Genomic DNA, 15,582 nt, shown 5'->3' with positions numbered 1-15,582 from the left:
GCCCCGGGCCGCCCCCCCCCCCCTGCCCCCCCCCCGCCCCGTTGCCCCGGCCCCCCACGCCGGGCCCCCGCCCGCACGCGGGCGCCCCGGGCCGCGCGCGCCCCCCGGCCCCCGGGGCCGCCCCGTCGCCGGTCCGCCGCCCCTCGGGGGTCAGCGGTAGTTCACGTACTGGACCGCGAAGTCCAGGTCCTTGCCCTTGAGCAGGGCCTGGACGGTCTGCAGGTCGTCGCGGCTCTTCGAGCTCACCCGGAGCTCGTCACCCTGCACCTGGGCCTTCACGCCCTTGGGGCCCTCGTCCCGGATGATCTTCGCGATCTTCTTGGCATCGTCCTGGGAGATGCCCTCCTTCACGTCCGCGAAGATCTTGTACTCCTTGCCGGACAGCTGAGGTTCCTTGGTGTCCAACGCCTTCAGCGACAGACCGCGCTTGATGAACTTGCTCTGCAGCACGTCCAGGATCGCCTTGACGCGCTCCTCGCCGTTCGCCTTCATCTCGATCGTCTCGCCGGAGCGGCTGATCTCGGCGCCGACGTTCTTGAAGTCGAAGCGGGTGGCGATCTCGCGGGAGGTCTGGTTGATCGCGTTGTCGACCTCCTGCCACTCGACCTTCGAGACGATGTCGAAACTGGAGTCGGCCATGGGTGTTGGTCTCCTTGATGCTCTGCCTGCACTGACACGGCGTGCCCCACCGGGCGTCCGCCGCCCCAGCCTATCCAGCCCACCCCCGCCCTCGCCCCCGACCGCCACGCCGCACCACGTGATCACCCGCCGCCCAACCGGGTGGCGAAGCACCCCCTTCCATCGGGTAAGGTTTACCCAGTCGAACGGGGCAAGCCCCGGGCGGCAAAACATCCTGGCTGGTTGCCCGAGCGGCCAAAGGGAGCAGACTGTAAATCTGCCGCGCAAGCTACGCAGGTTCGAACCCTGCACCAGCCACAGGATAGAGAAGGGCCCGTGAACTGCGGAAACGCAGTTCACGGGCCCTTCTGTCATGGTCGAACAGTGATATTGATGTCTGGTTGTTTTGGGCGGTTTGTCTCACCTGGTTCCGCCCGGATCCCGGCGTTGACCAGTGCTTCCGGACCAGGCGCGGACCAAGGTCAGCCGGGTCGGCGCTGGAGGCGTTCGGTGATCAGCCGGTTGGCGTGGTCCTCGTCACCGTGGATGCACTTCGCGTAGACGCGGAGGAGGACGGCGATGCTGTGCCCAGCGCGGCGGGCGCACTCTGCGGGCGCCACCCCGGAGGCCAGCCACAGCGAGATCCCGGCGTGCCGCCCGTCGTACGGCCGCTTCGCGAGCGGGGTGGCCTGCTCCTCCGGACTCAGCACCTCGGCCCGGGCCGCAGCCCAGACGACTCCGTAGCCGCTCTCCTGCACCATGCCGTCGCGGAACGTCCGGAACAGCTGGTCATCCGGGCCGCGCGCTCGATCTCGCTCTCGCCAGTGACCCCGGCAAACACTGCTCGTCCACGCCGAGCGCCAGCTCAGCGAACTCGTCGTGGTTCGCGGCCGTCTGGCCCGTGATGATCAGCATCATGGGCCAACCTCTTCTCTGGGTGTGGGCCCGTGAGGGGTCGCCACGCTCCGGCCAAGTAAGGCGCGGCGGCCCCGTTCTCGCAGGCCCGGCCAACGTTGATCAACAGCACTGGCCGCCCCAATCACCCGGGACGGCCAGCAGGTCTGCGCCCTTACAGGCGGGCGCGGCCTTTTTGATCTAGGTCTCCGATCTGACAAGGCGCCGGGATGCCTCGGCCCGATCTGTCCTGGCCCCTTCGCCCTGGGCACGGCGGAAGGCCGGCCATCCACAGGCGCATTCGTGCAGGTCAGAGCAGCCCAAAGAAGGCCCCTCTGTGTCACCCCTGTCTCACTCGATGCGGCACTCGCAACATAGAGAACCCGCTTAGGCAGGTCAAAAGAGTTGGGTTTCTCATGCCTGTTGGGCACCTGTCCTAGCATTGGCCCATGGCCTTGGACCTGGACGACTCGCGCCCCCCGTATCAGCAGGTCGGCAGCTCTCTGCGGGCCTCGATCCTCACCAAGAAGCCGGGCTTCGAGACCGGCGACAAGCTCCCCTCAGGCCCCGAGCTGGCGAAGCACTTCGGCGTGGCGCGCGGCACAGTGGACAAAGCACTCGACCTGCTCCGCACCGAGGGACTGATCGTCACCCGGCAGGGGAGCGGCTCCTTCGTGCGGGAGCGGACGTCCCGGCCGGTCGGGCTACGGCCTCACCTCGAAGCCTCCTTCGAGCAGCAGCAGGTGACCCTCGACTTTGCGGGGTTCTCCAGCGAGACGCTGCACAACGCGCTGCAGGAGCCGCTCGACAAGGTCCGCTCCGGCCGGCTGGCCCCGGAGTCCATCACGGTCCGCCTGCTGCTGCCGGACACCACGGCGCCCATGGCCGTCCCGGTGCTCGTTGACGGGCTCCAGGACGAAGCCGCCCTCCGGCAGCATGCACGCAACATCGCCCTGGCGAACGCCGGCGGGATCGCGCACTCGGTGGAGATGCTGGCCGAGCTGGGCCTGGTCCAGAAGGCCAGCGTTCAGGTCAAGGTCCACCGGGCGTCCAGCCTGTTCAAGCTGTACATCCTGAACCGGCAGGAGGCGTTCTTCGGCTTCTACCCGCTCCGCGAGCGCACCGTGGCGATCGACGACACTGACCACACCTTCTACGACGTGACCGGAAAGGACACCACCCTGTTCCACCGCGCCGCAGGCCCGGATGACGCCTCGCTCGGATCGCAGTACGTCCAGCAGGCCCAGATGTGGTTCGACAGCGTGTGGAGCACGATCGCGTACGAGCGGCAGTCATGACCGCCGCCCCTCAGCAACTCGCCGACGTGCTGCGGCCGGTGAAAAACGTGCTGCTCGACTTCGACGGCCCGGTGTGCTCGGTCTTCGCTGGCCTCCCTGTCCCGGAGGTCGCGCGTCGCCTCCGCGAGGACCTGTCTGCCGCTGGCGAGGAGGTTCCGGCTGGGGCGGAGGAGGAGACTGACCCGCTCGCCCTGCTCCGGCTGATCTCGGACGCCCGACCCGATCTCACAGAGAGTATGGACGCCGCCCTGGTCGCGCTGGAGACCGAAGCGGTCCGGGTCGCCCGCCCGACCCCGGGCGGAGAATCGGTTCTGCGAGCTGCTGTCCGCTCCGGTCGGCTGGTCTCGATCGTCAGCAACAACTCGGGCGCGGCCATCGAGACGTACCTCTCCGAGCACGGCCTCAGCGACTACGGGGCCGGCGTCTTCGGGCGCGCCCCTGGCGATCCCTCGTCCATGAAGCCGAACCCGCGGCTCCTGCTCGAAGCGATGCAGGCTGCGGGCACCAGGCCGGACTACTGCATTTTCATCGGTGACGCGGCCCGCGACGTCGAGGCCGGTGAGGCCGCTGGAGTTCCGACGATCGGGTACGCCAACAAGCCGGGGAAGGATGCCAAGCTGACCGCCGCCGGCGCCGCGGTGATCGCGGACTCGATGGGGCTCATCGCTGCTGCCCTCGCCTGACCGGGTACCACATTTGGGAGTCGGCGACGCGTTCCACGAAGCTTTCGAGAGCTGGGTGGACAACGATCAGCCATCGGTTCGCTTACGGCATTCTGGCTGATCATCAAGCTTGTCGGAGCGAAGGATGCCTTCCGGGAGCCACCCGCACTGACAGGTAGATGGGTACCATGAATAAGGCATCCAAACCCTGGTACCGTTGAAAGGGCTGTTAGCGCCTAGGCGCTAATTCTGATGCATGAAGGAGGGCCCGCCTCGCCTGGTGCGGGAACACCAGAAGTCCCGAGACGGACCCTCTGTACCTACGGTGTGACTCCACGGTCGCACTAGCGATGGCCTGGCCGTTGACGCGGCTGGGCCATCGTGCTAAGCAGCTAGCTCAGGAGATCCTGGAGCAGCTGCCAGATGTCGTACGCCGTCTTCACTGCACGCCAGACGGCGAGCAGTTGACGCACCCCATCCCTGCGGAGCCTTCCCGCGTTCTTCGGCTCCGCATCCGGGACCTCGTCGGCCGGCTGTTGCTGATCGAGCGCGGTCATGCTCCACCCCTTCCCACTGTCCCCTGACCGCGCCTTGCGGTCAGGGTCGCGACGTCCGCCCGAGCGGGCGCCGTGACTCCGACCACACCTTGCGGTCGAGTCTGCTGACGGACGCTCACGCGCGCGCCAGGGAAGGGGTTTCGTGCTCACCCAGAGTAGATGCATGACAGGGCGTCGGACGAATCCGCGCGAGGGGTGCGGCATCGCCCGATCCGCCATTTCGATGGCCGCATCGACGATCCGCCCCAAGACGCAAACGATCCCGTTTCTCGTGGGCGCAAGATCAAAGGAGAAACCTCAGAAAATCCTTCGAAAGGTTCGATGTGGTATTGATTCTCGCGCCGGTTTCAAGTTCCTGACTGCCAGTTGCCATGGAATCAACGACCTCCCATAAACAACCTCCGGAATGCAAGTTGTATATAGAGGGTGTAGCCAGTTTCCTGTGTGGCCTCGGTCTTTTGCGCGACGGGTGGCGTCAGTAGGTTCTGGGTGGTGATTACTCAGATCGCCATGCCCATGGGCGGAGCGGGTGGAGCATCGACGACTGATGGCCACGCGGTGGGATGAGTGGAAGCTCGACACCTACGTGCAGTACGCGACCTGCGTGAAGGAGATCGCGGCGCTGGCCAAGCGGGCCGTCGATGCCGAGGCGGGGTCGACGGCGCGGGCGGAGTTCCTGGCTGCGATGGACCAGGCGGAGATCAAGCGGTCGGCGCTCCTTGAGACGCTCGTCCTGCTCGCGAGTCTGGCTGCGGTGGAGGCGGCGAAGGTGGTCAACGCCGCGTTGTGGGAGTCGGAGATCGCTGCCCGTGAGCACACCGGGGTGCCCAATGGTCCCGCCCTGGTCGAGTTGCTCAACGCCTACCACTCGCAGGCTCGACCTCGACCTCGACCTCGACCTCGGCAACCCGGCTGGCGGAGTGTGATCAGGAACACAGAAGGGCTGGGTCCGGGCAGCGGAGATGCTGCCCGGACCCGGCCCTTCAGGTGGTCGCTGAGGTGGGTCGACAGGGGGCCGTCGAGACCATGATCCGGACCAGTGGCGGACCAGGTCTGACCTGTGATCAAGAGTCTGCAGGTCAGAACGTGCCCGGTCAGCGGTCTGTAGATCTGCCGCGCAAGCTACGCAGGTTCGAACCCTGCACCAGCCACAGGATTGAGAACGGCCCGTGATCAGCGGAAACGCTGATCACGGGCCGTTCTTCGTTTTCCGCGATCAGGAGGGCCCGGGGGAAGGGGCCGGCCGGAGCGTCAGGAGCAGGGTGGCGGCTGCGGGGGTGTCGGGGGCGGTGTGGGTGGGGGTGGGGTGGGCCGGGGGGAGTGGTGGGGGTGGGGTGGGGGTGATCCAGACGGAGCGCAGGCCGGTGGCGTGGGCGCCCCGGAGGTCGGTGGCGGGGTTGTTGCCGACCATCCAGTCGGCGGTGGTCAGGGTGCGGCCGAGGCGGGTGGCGGCGAGGTGGAAGATCGCGGGGGCGGGCTTGCGGGCGCCGGCCTCCTCGGAGACGCAGACGGCGTCGACGGCGGGCAGCAGGCCGGTGCGGGCGAGTTTGGCGCGCTGGATGTCGGTGGAGCCGTTGGTGACGACGGCGATGGTCCAGCCCGCGTCGCGGAGGGCGGCGAGGGCTTCGGGGACGCCGGGGATCAGGTGGGTGCGGGCGGCCTCCTGGGCGACGTGTTCCTCCCAGAGGGTCGCGCCGGAGCGCGGCAGGCCGAAGTGGTCGGCGATCCGGGCGAAGCCGGCCGGGGACCGGTCGGCGCGGAGGAGTGCGAAGACGGTGGGGGCGGCTTCGGCGGGGAGGCCGTGGGCGGCGCAGAAGCCGGGTGTCCAGGCGTCGGCGCCGCCGTCGCGTTCGACCAGGGTGTGGTCGAGGTCGATCAGGAGGAGAGGACGGCGGGGGCGGAGCCCGTCGCGAGATGGCGACGTGAAGTGATTTTTCATGTGCGGAGGGTAGTGGTCGGCGTCGGTGCCACTATTGCGAATGGCTTGCAATTACCTCGACCAGGCAGCAAAGTGGTGGGGCAGGGGTGGGGTCGGGCCGTTCAGCCTCCCCGCTGAGAAGCCCCGGTCATGCGGAAGCGCGCCGGGAGTCCTCCGTAAGAGCTGATCGTCTTCCCAACCGGCGCCCGCCGGGACAGCGGTCCGCCCACCCCGCCTCTCGTCCCCACCGCGTCAAAGGCGTGTCAAGGCTGCGCGCCGGAGCGTCAGGAACGCGTAGGGGGCGGCGGCGGACGGGTGCGCGGCCCGCAGGATCGGATCATCCGATCGACTGCGGAGGTCCCGCCCGATGTCCAGCCCCGTCACTCCGGCCGTCGCCGTCGTGCCCGAGCAGCCCGAGCCGTCCGGACGGTCCGGGCGGTCCGGACCGCCAGGAACGGATGCCGCCGGCGCGGACGCCGACCGTCACCGGCTCACCGCCCTCGGCGGCCTGGCCGCACTGTCGTTGGACGCGATGGCCTCCGTGGCGTACGGGCCCGAGTCGATCGTGCTGGTGCTGGCCGCGGCGGGGGCGTATGGGCTGGGGTTCACGCTTCCGGTGACGGCGGCGATCGCGGTGCTGCTGGCGGTGCTGGTGGCTTCGTACCGGCAGGTGATCGCGGCGTTCCCGGACGGCGGCGGTTCGTACGCCGTGGCCAAGGCGCACCTGGGGCGGCGGACGGCGCTGAACGCCGCGGCCTCGCTGGTGATCGACTACGTGCTGAACGTGGCGGTGTCGGTGACGGCGGGCGTGGCGGCGCTGACCTCCGCCGTACCGGGCCTGTACGGGGACCGGGTCTGGCTCTGCCTGGGCGTGCTGGCGCTGGTGACGGCGGTGAACCTGCGCGGGATCGCCGAGTCGGCCCGCTGGTTCATGGCGCCGACCGCCGTGTTCGTGCTCTCGATCCTGACGATCGTCGTGGTGGGCCTGTTCCGTGACGCCCCGGTGAGCACGGCGGCGGCCGAGGGGCACGCCTCGGTGCTGGCCGGCAACGCGACCGCCGTCGGGGCGCTGCTGCTGCTCAAGGCCTTCGCGGCCGGCTGCTCGGCGTTGACCGGCGTGGAGGCGGTGGCGAACGCCGTGCCGTCCTTCCGCACGCCCGGCGTGAAGCGGGCCCAGCACACCGAGGTCGCACTGGGTGCGCTGCTCGGCGTGATGCTGATCGGACTGGCCGTGCTGATCGGCCGCTTCCACCTCCAGCCGGTGGAGGGCGTCACCGTCCTCGCCCAGCTCGCCGACGCCTCGCTCGGCCACGGTGCCGGCTTCTACCTGGTCCAGTTCGCCACGGTGGTCCTGCTCGGCCTGGCCGCCAACACCTCCTTCGGCGGGCTGCCGGTCCTGCTCCACCTGCTGGCCCGCGACAACCACCTGCCGCACGTCTTCGCCCTGCGCGCCGACCGCCAGGTGCACCGGCACGGCGTGCTGTTCCTCGCGGCCGTCTCCGCGGTGCTGCTGGTCGGTTCGGGCGGCGACGTCAACAGCCTGGTGCCGCTCTTCGCGATCGGCGTGTTCGTCGGCTTCACGATCTGCCAGGTCGGCATGGTCCGCCACTGGGTGCTGGAGCGGCCGGCCCGCTGGCGGGCGAAGGCCGCGCTGAACGGCTTCGGCGCCCTGCTCACCGCCGTGGCGGCGCTGGTCGTCACCGGCACCAAGTTCACCGAGGGCGCCTGGGGCATCTGCCTGGCCCTGCCGCTGCTCGTCCTGCTCTTCGAGGCGGTCCACCGCAGCTACGCACGGATCGGCGAGCGACTGGAACTCGGCCGGATCCCCGGCCCGCTCACCCCGCAGCGCAGCCTCGTCCTCGTGTCCGTCACCGCCATCACCCGCCTCACCCGCGACGGCCTCTCCGCCGCACTCTCACTCGGCGACGAGGTCCTCGCCGTCACCGTCGTCCACGACCCGGCCGAGGCCGAAGCCCTGCGCCGGGACTGGGAACTGTGGCAGCCCGGCGTACCGCTGGTGGACATCCCGGACGGCCACCGCCGCCTCGGCCCGCCGATCGCCGAGTTCGTGAACCGCCTGGCCGCCGAACGCGCCTACGACCGGCTGACCGTCCTGATCCCCGAGGTCGAACCGGCCCGTCCCTGGCAGCGCGCCCTGCAGAACCGGCGCGGCGCGGTCATCGACCGGGCGCTGCGCCGGCACACCGACGCGGTGGTCTGCCGGCTCCGGATGCGGATGTGAGGGCCCGCCGTGTGGCGGTGAATTGCGGAGATGGTGGGTATTTGTCCGAGCTGATCGTCATATCTTGACGATGTCTTAACGGCCCCCCACCGTGCTCCCCGCATGCCCTCCGAACGCCCCCGCGCCACCTGGCGTGCCGCGCCCGCAGCGGCCCCGACCTGCGGGAACGTCCCCGCCGATCGGAGATGCCGGGCGTTCCGGACACTCCTCGGAGGCCCGTTCCGCGCCGGCCGGACGCGCTTACGCTCGCCCATGTGTTCAACGTGCCCCAGGCGCTCAAGCGCCTAGTGATCGGCAGAGCCATGCGCAGCGAGGAGCTGGGCGAGACGCTGCTCCCCAAGCGGCTGGCGCTGCCGATCTTCGCTTCCGACCCGCTCTCCTCGGTCGCCTACGCGACCCAGGAGATCCTGCTGGTGCTCACCGTCGGTGGCGCCGCCTTCCTCTCGCTGACCCCGTGGGTCGCGGCCGGTGTGGTCGCCCTGATGGCGGTCGTGGTGATGTCGTACCGCCAGGTCGTGCACGCCTACCCGAGCGGCGGCGGCTCGTACGAGGTGGTCTCCCGGAACCTGGGCGCCAACTCGGGCCTGGTGGTGGCCGCCTCGCTGCTGGTCGACTACGTGATGACGGTCGCCGTGTCGGTGGCCTCCGGCGTGGACAACATCATCTCGGCGCTGCCCTCGCTCGCCGACCACCGGGTCGAGCTGGCGGTCGGCTTCGTCGTGCTGCTGATGGCGGGGAACCTGCGCGGAGTGCGGGAGTCGGGCAAGGCCTTCGCCGCGCCGACGTACCTGTTCATCGGCGGCATCCTGCTGATGGTGGTCACCGGGCTGGTCCGGGCCGTGCTCGGCGACGCACCGGTGGCGGCCAGCGCCTCGTACGGGATCGTGCCGGAGGACGGCAAGGACACCCTGGCCGGACTGGGACTGCTGCTGCTGGGACTGCGGGCGTTCGCCTCCGGCTGCACGGCGCTGACCGGGGTCGAGGCGATCTCCAACGGCGTGCCGGCGTTCCGGGCACCGAAGTCGAGGAACGCCGCCGCCACGATGGCCGTGATGGGCACCACGGCCGTGGTCATGTTCGTCGGCATCACGGCGCTGGCGCTGGTGTCCGACGTCCACATCGCCGACGACGCCTGCCACCTCACCGGGTTCCCCGGCGACTGCACGACCGCGCCCCAGCAGACCGTGATCGCCCAGCTGGCGGCGGCGGTCTTCGGCGGCGACGGGAGCGTCCTCTTCTACGCGATCCAGGCGGTCACCGCGCTGGTGCTGATCCTGGCGGCCAACACCGCGTTCAACGGCTTCCCCCTGCTGGCCTCGATCCTGGCCGAGCACCGCTACCTGCCCCGGCAGATGCACACCCGCGGTGACCGGCTGGCCTTCTCCAACGGCATCATCGCGCTCGCGGTGGTGGCCGGCGGGCTGCTCTGGCTGTACGACGCGGACGTCACCAGCCTGATCCACCTCTACATCCTGGGGGTCTTCACCTCCTTCACGCTGTCGCAGATCGGCATGGTGCGGCACTGGAACCGCACCCTGGAGACCGGGACCGACCCGGCGGTCCGGGGCGGCGCCCTGCGGTCCCGGGTGATCAACTCCTTCGGTGCGGTCACCACCGCGCTGGTGCTGGTCGTCGTGCTGCTGACCAAGTTCACCCAGGGCGCCTGGCTGGCCGTGGTCGCGGCGGCGGTGCTCTGGGTGATGATGCGCGGCATCCGGCGGCACTACGACAGCGTCGCCGAGGAGCTGGCGGTGGACGACCCGGACGCCGAGTCGGTGCGGCCCTCCAAGGTGCACGGCATCGTGCTGGTGTCCAAGGTGCACAAGCCGACCCTGCGGGCGCTCGGCTACGCCGAGGCGTTCCGGCCGGACTCGCTGGAGGCGCTCACCGTCGCCGTGGAGCCGGACGCCACCGGCGAACTGGAGCGGCAGTGGCGGGAGCTGGCCGTGGCGGTGCCGCTGAAGGTGCTGGACTCGCCGTACCGGGAGATCACCCGGCCGGTCGTCCAGTACGTGCGGGAGTACCGCCGGACCGGCCCGCGCGAGGCGGTGGCGGTGTTCATCCCCGAGTACGTGGTCGGGCACTGGTGGGAGCACCTGCTGCACAACCAGTCGGCGCTCTGGCTGAAGAGCAGGCTGCTCTTCACCCCGGGGGTGATGGTGATCAGCGTGCCGTGGCAGCTGACCTCGGCCGGCCGGGCCGACCACCCGTCCCGCCGGGCGCCGGGTGCGGTCCGGCGCGGCGAGCCGGCGGTGCGGTCGGAACGGGAGAAGCTGCCGGCGCCCGAGCACGCCTGACGCACGCGGGCAGGGGTGCGGCAGGAGCGCAGGAGCGCGGGACTACGGGAGCACAGGAGTACGGGAGTCACCCCACGGGCCCCGGACGGCATCGGCCGTCCGGGGCCCGTGGGGTGACCCGGCACAGCGGCCCCGGCCGTGACCCCGGCCGTGACCGGCCGTGACCCCGGACGTGACCGGCCGTGACCCCGGACGTGACCGGCTGCGACCCCGGACGCACGGAGCCCCGGCCCCGCCGCCCCCGGGCCCGTATGGAGCCCGTCAACAATCGAACGTACGCCGTATGGAGGGCGTCAAGAACGCCGTTGACGCACCGTGAGGGCGGTTGGCTGGCGTAGCCGGCCCGCCGCCGGTGCCGCGCCCCGCCCCTTCTACGCAGGCCGCGGCCACCTCCGAACCACTGTGGTGGAGCCCATGTCCGATCTCATCTACGTCGGTGTCACGGTCGCCGTGTTCGCCGTCATCGCCCTGATCGCGCGGGGGGTGGAGAAGCTGTGAGCGCCGAGAACGTCGCAGGTCTCATCGTGGCCGTCGCCCTCGTCGGCTACCTCGTCGTGGCGCTGATCTACCCGGAGAAGTTCTGACATGAGCTCCACTCTCGCGGGCTGGCTGCAGGTCCTCGCCCTGGTGGGCGCACTGGCCCTGTGCTACCGGCCCCTGGGCGACTACATCGCCCGGATCCTCACCACCTCCCGGCACCTCAGAGCCGAGCGCGGCCTGTACAAGGTGATCGGCGTGGCCCCGGACGCCGACCAGCGCTGGTCGGTGTACCTGCGCTCGGTGCTGGCCTTCTCGGCCGTCTCGGTCCTCTTCCTCTACGGCCTGATCCGCCTCCAGGGCCACCTCCTGCTGAACCTCGGCGTCGAGCAGATGCCGGGCCACCAGGCGTGGAACACCGCGATCTCGTTCGTCGCCAACACCAACTGGCAGTCCTACAGCGGCGAGGCCGCGATGGGGCACGTGGCCCAGATGGCGGGTCTGGCGGTGCAGAACTTCGTCTCCGCGGCCGTCGGCATCGCCGTCGTCGCCACCCTGATCCGGGGCTTCACCCGCAACCGGACGGACCGGGTCGGCAACTTCTGGGTCGACCTGACCCGGATCAGCCTGCGCCTGCTGCTGCCGGTCGCGGTCGTCTTCGCCCTGGTGCTGGCGGCGACCGGGGTGGTGCAGAACTTCCACGGCTTCCACGAGGTGGCCGCGCTGGTCGGCGATCCGCAGTCGGTCCCGGGCGGGCCGGTGGCCTCGCAGGAGGTCATCAAGCTGCTGGGCACCAACGGCGGCGGCTTCTTCAACGCCAACTCGGCGCACCCGTTCGAGAACCCGACGGGTCTGAGCAACTTCCTGGAGATCTTCCTGATCCTCCTGATCCCGTTCGCGTTGCCGCGGGCCTTCGGCCGGATGGTCGGGGACCACCGGCAGGGCTACGCGATCGTCGCGGTGATGGGTCTGTTCTGGGCGGCGTCGGTGGCGCTGATCACCTTCTCCGAGTCGCAGCACGCCGGTTCGGCGATGCAGGCGGCCGGCGGGGCTCTGGAGGGCAAGGAGCAGCGGTTCGGTATCGCGGCGTCCGGTCTGTTCGCGGCGTCGACGACGCTGACCTCGACCGGTGCGGTGAACTCGTTCCACGACTCGTACTCGGCGTTCGGCGGCGGGTTGACGATGTTCAACATGATGCTGGGCGAGATCGCGCCCGGCGGTGTGGGCTCGGGCCTGTACGGGATGCTGGTGCTGGCGATCGTCGCGGTGTTCGTGGCCGGTCTCATGGTCGGGCGCACCCCGGAGTACCTGGGCAAGAAGCTCGGCGGGCGGGAGATGAAGTTCGCCTCCCTGTACATCCTGACCACGCCGACGCTCGTGCTGGTCGGTACGGGTGTGGCGATGGCGCTGCCGGGTCAGCGGGCCGGGATGCTCAACTCGGGTGCCCACGGCTTCTCCGAGGTGCTGTACGCGTTCACCTCGGGCGCGAACAACAACGGCTCGGCGTTCGCCGGCATCACGGTCAACACCGACTGGTACGACACCGCGATCGGCCTGGCCATGGTGTTCGGCCGGTTCCTGCCGATGGTCTTCGTCCTGGCCCTGGCCGGCGCGCTCGCACAGCAGCAGCCGGTCCCCGCCACCCCGGGCACCCTGCCCACCCACAAGCCGCTGTTCGTGGGCCTGCTGTCGGGCGTCGTCCTGATCGTCGTCGGCCTCACCTACTTCCCGGCCCTGGCTCTCGGGCCGATCGCGGAAGGTCTCTCCTGATGTCCTCCACCCTGACCGAGAAGCCGGCCCCCCGGCCGGAGGCGCCCGCCGAGGCGCCGCACAGAGCGGCCGGCGGCCTGCTCGACCCGAAGGTGCTCCTCGCCGCCCTGCCGGACGCGGTGAAGAAGCTCGACCCGCGCGTGATGGTCAAGAACCCCGTCATGTTCGTGGTCGAGGTCGGCTCCGTCGTCACCACGGTCTGCGCGATAGCCGACCCGTCGGTGTTCGCCTGGTCGATCACCGTCTGGCTCTGGCTGACCACGGTCTTCGCCAACCTGGCCGAGGCCGTCGCCGAGGGCCGTGGCAAGGCGCAGGCGGACACCCTGCGCCGGACCAGGACCGACACCGTGGCCCGGCGGCTCACCGGCTGGCCCGCGGGCCGGGGCGAGGAGGAGGTCCCCGGTGCGTCGCTGCGCCTGGGCGACCACGTCGTGGTCGAGGCCGGCCAGATCATCCCCGGTGACGGGGACGTCGTCGAGGGCGTCGCGAGCGTCGACGAGTCGGCGATCACGGGCGAGTCCGCGCCGGTGATCCGCGAGTCGGGCGGAGACCGCTCCGCCGTGACCGGCGGCACCAGGGTGCTCTCCGACCGGATCGTGGTGAAGATCTCCTCCGAACCCGGAAAGACCTTCATCGACCGGATGATCGCCCTGGTCGAGGGCGCCGCCCGGCAGAAGACGCCGAACGAGATCGCGCTCAACATCCTGCTGGCCTCGCTGACCATCGTGTTCCTGGTCGCGGTCGTCACCCTGCAGCCGATGGCCACCTACGCGGGCGCCCCGCAGTCGATGATCGTGCTGGTCGCCCTGATCGTGGCGCTCATCCCGACCACCATCGGCGCGCTGCTCTCCGCGATCGGCATCGCCGGCATGGACCGGCTGGTCCAGCGCAACGTGCTGGCGATGTCCGGCCGCGCGGTCGAGGCCGCCGGCGACGTCAACACCCTGCTGCTCGACAAGACCGGCACCATCACCCTCGGCAACCGCCAGGCCGCCGAGTTCCTCCCGGCCGCCGGCGTCACGGTCGAGGAGCTGGCCGACGCGGCGCAGCTCTCCTCGCTGGCCGACGAGACCCCCGAGGGCCGCTCGATCGTCGTCCTCGCCAAGACGCGGTACGGCCTGCGCGCCCGCGCCCAGGGCGAGTTGGCGCACGCCACCTGGGTGCCGTTCACCGCCCAGACCCGGATGTCCGGCGTCGACCTCGACGAGCCCGACGGTCCGCACCGGGTCCGCAAGGGTGCGGCGGGATCGGTCACCACCTGGGTCACCGAGAACGGCGGCACCGTCGGCCGTGACGTCGCCGAGCTGGTCGACGGCATCTCGGCCGCCGGCGGGACCCCGCTGCTGGTCGCCTCCAAGGCCGGCCCCGCGGCCCCGAAGGCCCTCGGCGTGATCCACCTCAAGGACGTGGTCAAGGAGGGCATGCGGGAGCGCTTCGACGAGCTGCGCCGGATGGGCATCAGGACGGTCATGATCACGGGCGACAACCCGCTGACCGCCCGGGCGATCGCGGAGGAGGCGGGCGTGGACGACTTCCTCGCCGAGGCCACCCCCGAGGACAAGATGGCGCTGATCAAGAAGGAGCAGGCCGGCGGCAAGCTGGTCGCGATGACCGGCGACGGCACCAACGACGCCCCGGCCCTCGCCCAGGCCGACGTCGGTGTCGCGATGAACACCGGGACCATGGCGGCCAAGGAGGCCGGCAACATGGTCGACCTCGACTCCAACCCCACCAAACTGATCGAGATCGTCGAGATCGGCAAGCAGCTCCTGATCACCCGCGGCGCGCTCACGACCTTCTCGATCGCCAACGACGTCGCGAAGTACTTCGCGATCATCCCGGCCATGTTCGCGTCGGTGTACCCGGGCCTCGACAAGCTCAACATCATGGGCCTGCACAGCCCGCAGTCCGCGATCACCTCGGCGATCGTCTTCAACGCCCTGGTCATCGTCGGCCTCATCCCGCTCGCCCTGCGCGGGGTGAAGTACCGCCCCTCCGACGCCAGTTCGCTCCTGCGTCGCAACATCGGGGTCTACGGCCTCGGCGGGCTCGTCGTCCCCTTCGCCGGGATCAAACTGATCGACCTGGTCGTCCAGTTCGTCCCCGGCCTGAGCTGAGAGAGGAGAACCCCCGTGTCCAAGCCCCTGCCCACCACCGTGCGCACGCACCTCACCGCCCTGCGGATGCTGCTGGTGTTGACGGTGATCCTCGGTATCGCCTACCCGCTGCTGGTCACCGGCATCGCCCAGGCCGCCTTCCCCGACAAGGCCGACGGCTCGATCGTCAGGGTCGACGGCAAGGAGGTCGGCTCCGGCCTGCTGGCGCAGAGCTACGACCTGCCCAAGCAGAACCCGGACGACCCGGACGAGGTCGCGCTGCCGGACCCGAGGTGGTTCCAGCCCCGGCCCTCCGCCGGCGGCCACGACCCGAAGAGCTCCGGCGCCTCCAACCTGGGCCCCACCAGCGAGGACCTCACCGCGACGGTCGAGGAGCGCCGCAGGGCCGTCGCCGCGTTCGACGGCGTCGACCCGGCGAGCGTCCCGGTGGACGCCGTCACCGCCTCCGGATCCGGCCTCGACCCGCACATCTCGGTCGCCTACGCCGAGCAGCAGGTCGACCGGGTCGCCAAGGCCCGTGGCAACGTCTCGCCCGAGCAGCTGAAGAAGCTGGTCGAGAAGTACACCGAGGGCCGCTCGCTGGGCTTCCTCGGGGAGCCGGGCGTGAACGTGGTCCGACTCAACGCCGCGCTGGCGCAGCAGAAGTGAGCGCGGAGGGCGTGCGGACGCAACGCGCGCCGGCCGACCGGCCGGACCTGTGAGACTGGCCGACCCGGGCCGGGGCACTGCCCC

General features: G+C 70.3%; 14 protein-coding genes and 1 tRNA gene. 10 read left to right on the top strand and 5 right to left on the bottom strand.

Annotated elements, in window-relative coordinates; translation table 11 throughout:
- Positions 1-150: 150 nt before the first annotated feature.
- Positions 151-639, bottom strand: a complete 489-nt coding sequence (locus tag ACFWIC_RS12390; RefSeq protein WP_329885440.1) for a YajQ family cyclic di-GMP-binding protein — start codon at positions 637-639, stop codon at positions 151-153.
- A 216-nt stretch (positions 640-855) separates the two neighbouring features.
- Between ACFWIC_RS12390 and ACFWIC_RS12385 the strand changes: the two genes are divergently transcribed.
- Positions 856-936, top strand: a tRNA-Tyr gene (locus ACFWIC_RS12385).
- Positions 937-1,100: 164 nt separating this feature from the next.
- Here the strand turns inward: ACFWIC_RS12385 and ACFWIC_RS12380 are convergent.
- The gene (locus tag ACFWIC_RS12380) at positions 1,101-1,379 is read right to left on the bottom strand and encodes a hypothetical protein (protein ID WP_380518109.1); all 279 of its coding nucleotides are present in this window, start codon (positions 1,377-1,379) and stop codon (positions 1,101-1,103) included.
- A 28-nt stretch (positions 1,380-1,407) separates the two neighbouring features.
- A complete protein-coding gene (locus ACFWIC_RS12375) occupies positions 1,408-1,536 on the bottom strand; it encodes a hypothetical protein (protein ID WP_380518106.1) in 129 nt (42 codons plus the stop codon).
- A 425-nt stretch (positions 1,537-1,961) separates the two neighbouring features.
- On the opposite strand from ACFWIC_RS12375, the gene ACFWIC_RS12370 reads away from it, so the two are divergent.
- Together ACFWIC_RS12370 and ACFWIC_RS12365 are read left to right on the top strand one after the other, a co-directional pair.
- Positions 1,962-2,810 (top strand): GntR family transcriptional regulator, encoded by an 849-nt coding sequence (locus ACFWIC_RS12370; RefSeq protein WP_380518103.1) that lies wholly within the window; start codon positions 1,962-1,964, stop codon positions 2,808-2,810.
- Positions 2,807-3,493, top strand: coding sequence for an HAD family hydrolase (locus ACFWIC_RS12365; RefSeq protein ID WP_380518100.1), 687 nt, complete (start codon positions 2,807-2,809; stop codon positions 3,491-3,493). The genes ACFWIC_RS12370 and ACFWIC_RS12365 overlap by 4 nt, the downstream gene beginning before the upstream one ends.
- Before the next feature lie 371 nt (positions 3,494-3,864).
- Here ACFWIC_RS12365 and ACFWIC_RS12360 read toward each other — a convergent pair whose 3' ends face one another.
- Positions 3,865-4,029 (bottom strand): hypothetical protein, encoded by a 165-nt coding sequence (locus ACFWIC_RS12360; protein ID WP_380363677.1) that lies wholly within the window; start codon positions 4,027-4,029, stop codon positions 3,865-3,867.
- 547 nt (positions 4,030-4,576) lie between these two features.
- On the opposite strand from ACFWIC_RS12360, the gene ACFWIC_RS12355 reads away from it, so the two are divergent.
- Positions 4,577-5,059 carry a hypothetical protein gene (locus ACFWIC_RS12355; RefSeq protein WP_380518097.1) on the top strand — a complete coding sequence of 161 codons (483 nt, stop codon included), beginning with the start codon at positions 4,577-4,579 and terminating at the stop codon, positions 5,057-5,059.
- 186 nt (positions 5,060-5,245) lie between these two features.
- On the opposite strand, the gene ACFWIC_RS12350 is transcribed toward ACFWIC_RS12355, so the two are convergent.
- Positions 5,246-5,968, bottom strand: coding sequence for an HAD family hydrolase (locus tag ACFWIC_RS12350; RefSeq protein WP_380518094.1), 723 nt, complete (start codon positions 5,966-5,968; stop codon positions 5,246-5,248).
- A 346-nt stretch (positions 5,969-6,314) separates the two neighbouring features.
- Between ACFWIC_RS12350 and ACFWIC_RS12345 the strand changes: the two genes are divergently transcribed.
- The 6 genes from ACFWIC_RS12345 (at position 6,315) to kdpC (ending at position 15,498) form a co-directional block, all read left to right on the top strand.
- Positions 6,315-8,189, top strand: coding sequence for an APC family permease (locus ACFWIC_RS12345; RefSeq protein ID WP_380518091.1), 1,875 nt, complete (start codon positions 6,315-6,317; stop codon positions 8,187-8,189).
- A gap of 302 nt (positions 8,190-8,491) precedes the next feature.
- Entirely contained in the window at positions 8,492-10,486 is a 1,995-nt protein-coding gene (locus ACFWIC_RS12340) for an APC family permease (protein ID WP_380363685.1), read from the top strand.
- 494 nt (positions 10,487-10,980) lie between these two features.
- Positions 10,981-11,070, top strand: a complete 90-nt coding sequence (gene kdpF / locus ACFWIC_RS12335) for a K(+)-transporting ATPase subunit F (RefSeq protein ID WP_238863773.1) — start codon at positions 10,981-10,983, stop codon at positions 11,068-11,070.
- 1 nt (position 11,071) lies between these two features.
- Positions 11,072-12,733 carry a potassium-transporting ATPase subunit KdpA gene (gene kdpA, locus ACFWIC_RS12330; protein ID WP_380518088.1) on the top strand — a complete coding sequence of 554 codons (1,662 nt, stop codon included), beginning with the start codon at positions 11,072-11,074 and terminating at the stop codon, positions 12,731-12,733.
- Entirely contained in the window at positions 12,733-14,850 is a 2,118-nt protein-coding gene (gene kdpB, locus ACFWIC_RS12325; protein ID WP_380518086.1) for a potassium-transporting ATPase subunit KdpB, read from the top strand. The genes kdpA and kdpB overlap by 1 nt, the downstream gene beginning before the upstream one ends.
- A 15-nt stretch (positions 14,851-14,865) precedes the next feature.
- Complete coding sequence (kdpC, locus tag ACFWIC_RS12320) at positions 14,866-15,498, top strand: K(+)-transporting ATPase subunit C (RefSeq protein WP_380518083.1); 633 nt, start codon at positions 14,866-14,868, stop codon at positions 15,496-15,498.
- Positions 15,499-15,582: the final 84 nt, after the last annotated feature.

Source organism: Kitasatospora sp. NPDC127035 (assembly GCF_042726075.1).
In the GTDB taxonomy this organism is placed as follows: domain Bacteria; phylum Actinomycetota; class Actinomycetes; order Streptomycetales; family Streptomycetaceae; genus Kitasatospora.
Note: the sequence above shows the minus strand (reverse complement) of the source record. Positions and strands in the feature narration are given on the sequence as shown.

Coding starts and splice junctions, on each gene's coding strand:
- ACFWIC_RS12390 (WP_329885440.1), bottom strand. CDS start 639: ATGGCCGACTCCAGTTTCGACATCGTCTCGAAGGTCGAGTGGCAGGAG.
- ACFWIC_RS12380 (WP_380518109.1), bottom strand. CDS start 1,379: ATGGTGCAGGAGAGCGGCTACGGAGTCGTCTGGGCTGCGGCCCGGGCC.
- ACFWIC_RS12375 (WP_380518106.1), bottom strand. CDS start 1,536: ATGATGCTGATCATCACGGGCCAGACGGCCGCGAACCACGACGAGTTC.
- ACFWIC_RS12370 (WP_380518103.1), top strand. CDS start 1,962: ATGGCCTTGGACCTGGACGACTCGCGCCCCCCGTATCAGCAGGTCGGC.
- ACFWIC_RS12365 (WP_380518100.1), top strand. CDS start 2,807: ATGACCGCCGCCCCTCAGCAACTCGCCGACGTGCTGCGGCCGGTGAAA.
- ACFWIC_RS12360 (WP_380363677.1), bottom strand. CDS start 4,029: ATGACCGCGCTCGATCAGCAACAGCCGGCCGACGAGGTCCCGGATGCG.
- ACFWIC_RS12355 (WP_380518097.1), top strand. CDS start 4,577: ATGGCCACGCGGTGGGATGAGTGGAAGCTCGACACCTACGTGCAGTAC.
- ACFWIC_RS12350 (WP_380518094.1), bottom strand. CDS start 5,968: ATGAAAAATCACTTCACGTCGCCATCTCGCGACGGGCTCCGCCCCCGC.
- ACFWIC_RS12345 (WP_380518091.1), top strand. CDS start 6,315: ATGTCCAGCCCCGTCACTCCGGCCGTCGCCGTCGTGCCCGAGCAGCCC.
- ACFWIC_RS12340 (WP_380363685.1), top strand. CDS start 8,492: ATGCGCAGCGAGGAGCTGGGCGAGACGCTGCTCCCCAAGCGGCTGGCG.
- kdpA (WP_380518088.1), top strand. CDS start 11,072: ATGAGCTCCACTCTCGCGGGCTGGCTGCAGGTCCTCGCCCTGGTGGGC.
- kdpB (WP_380518086.1), top strand. CDS start 12,733: ATGTCCTCCACCCTGACCGAGAAGCCGGCCCCCCGGCCGGAGGCGCCC.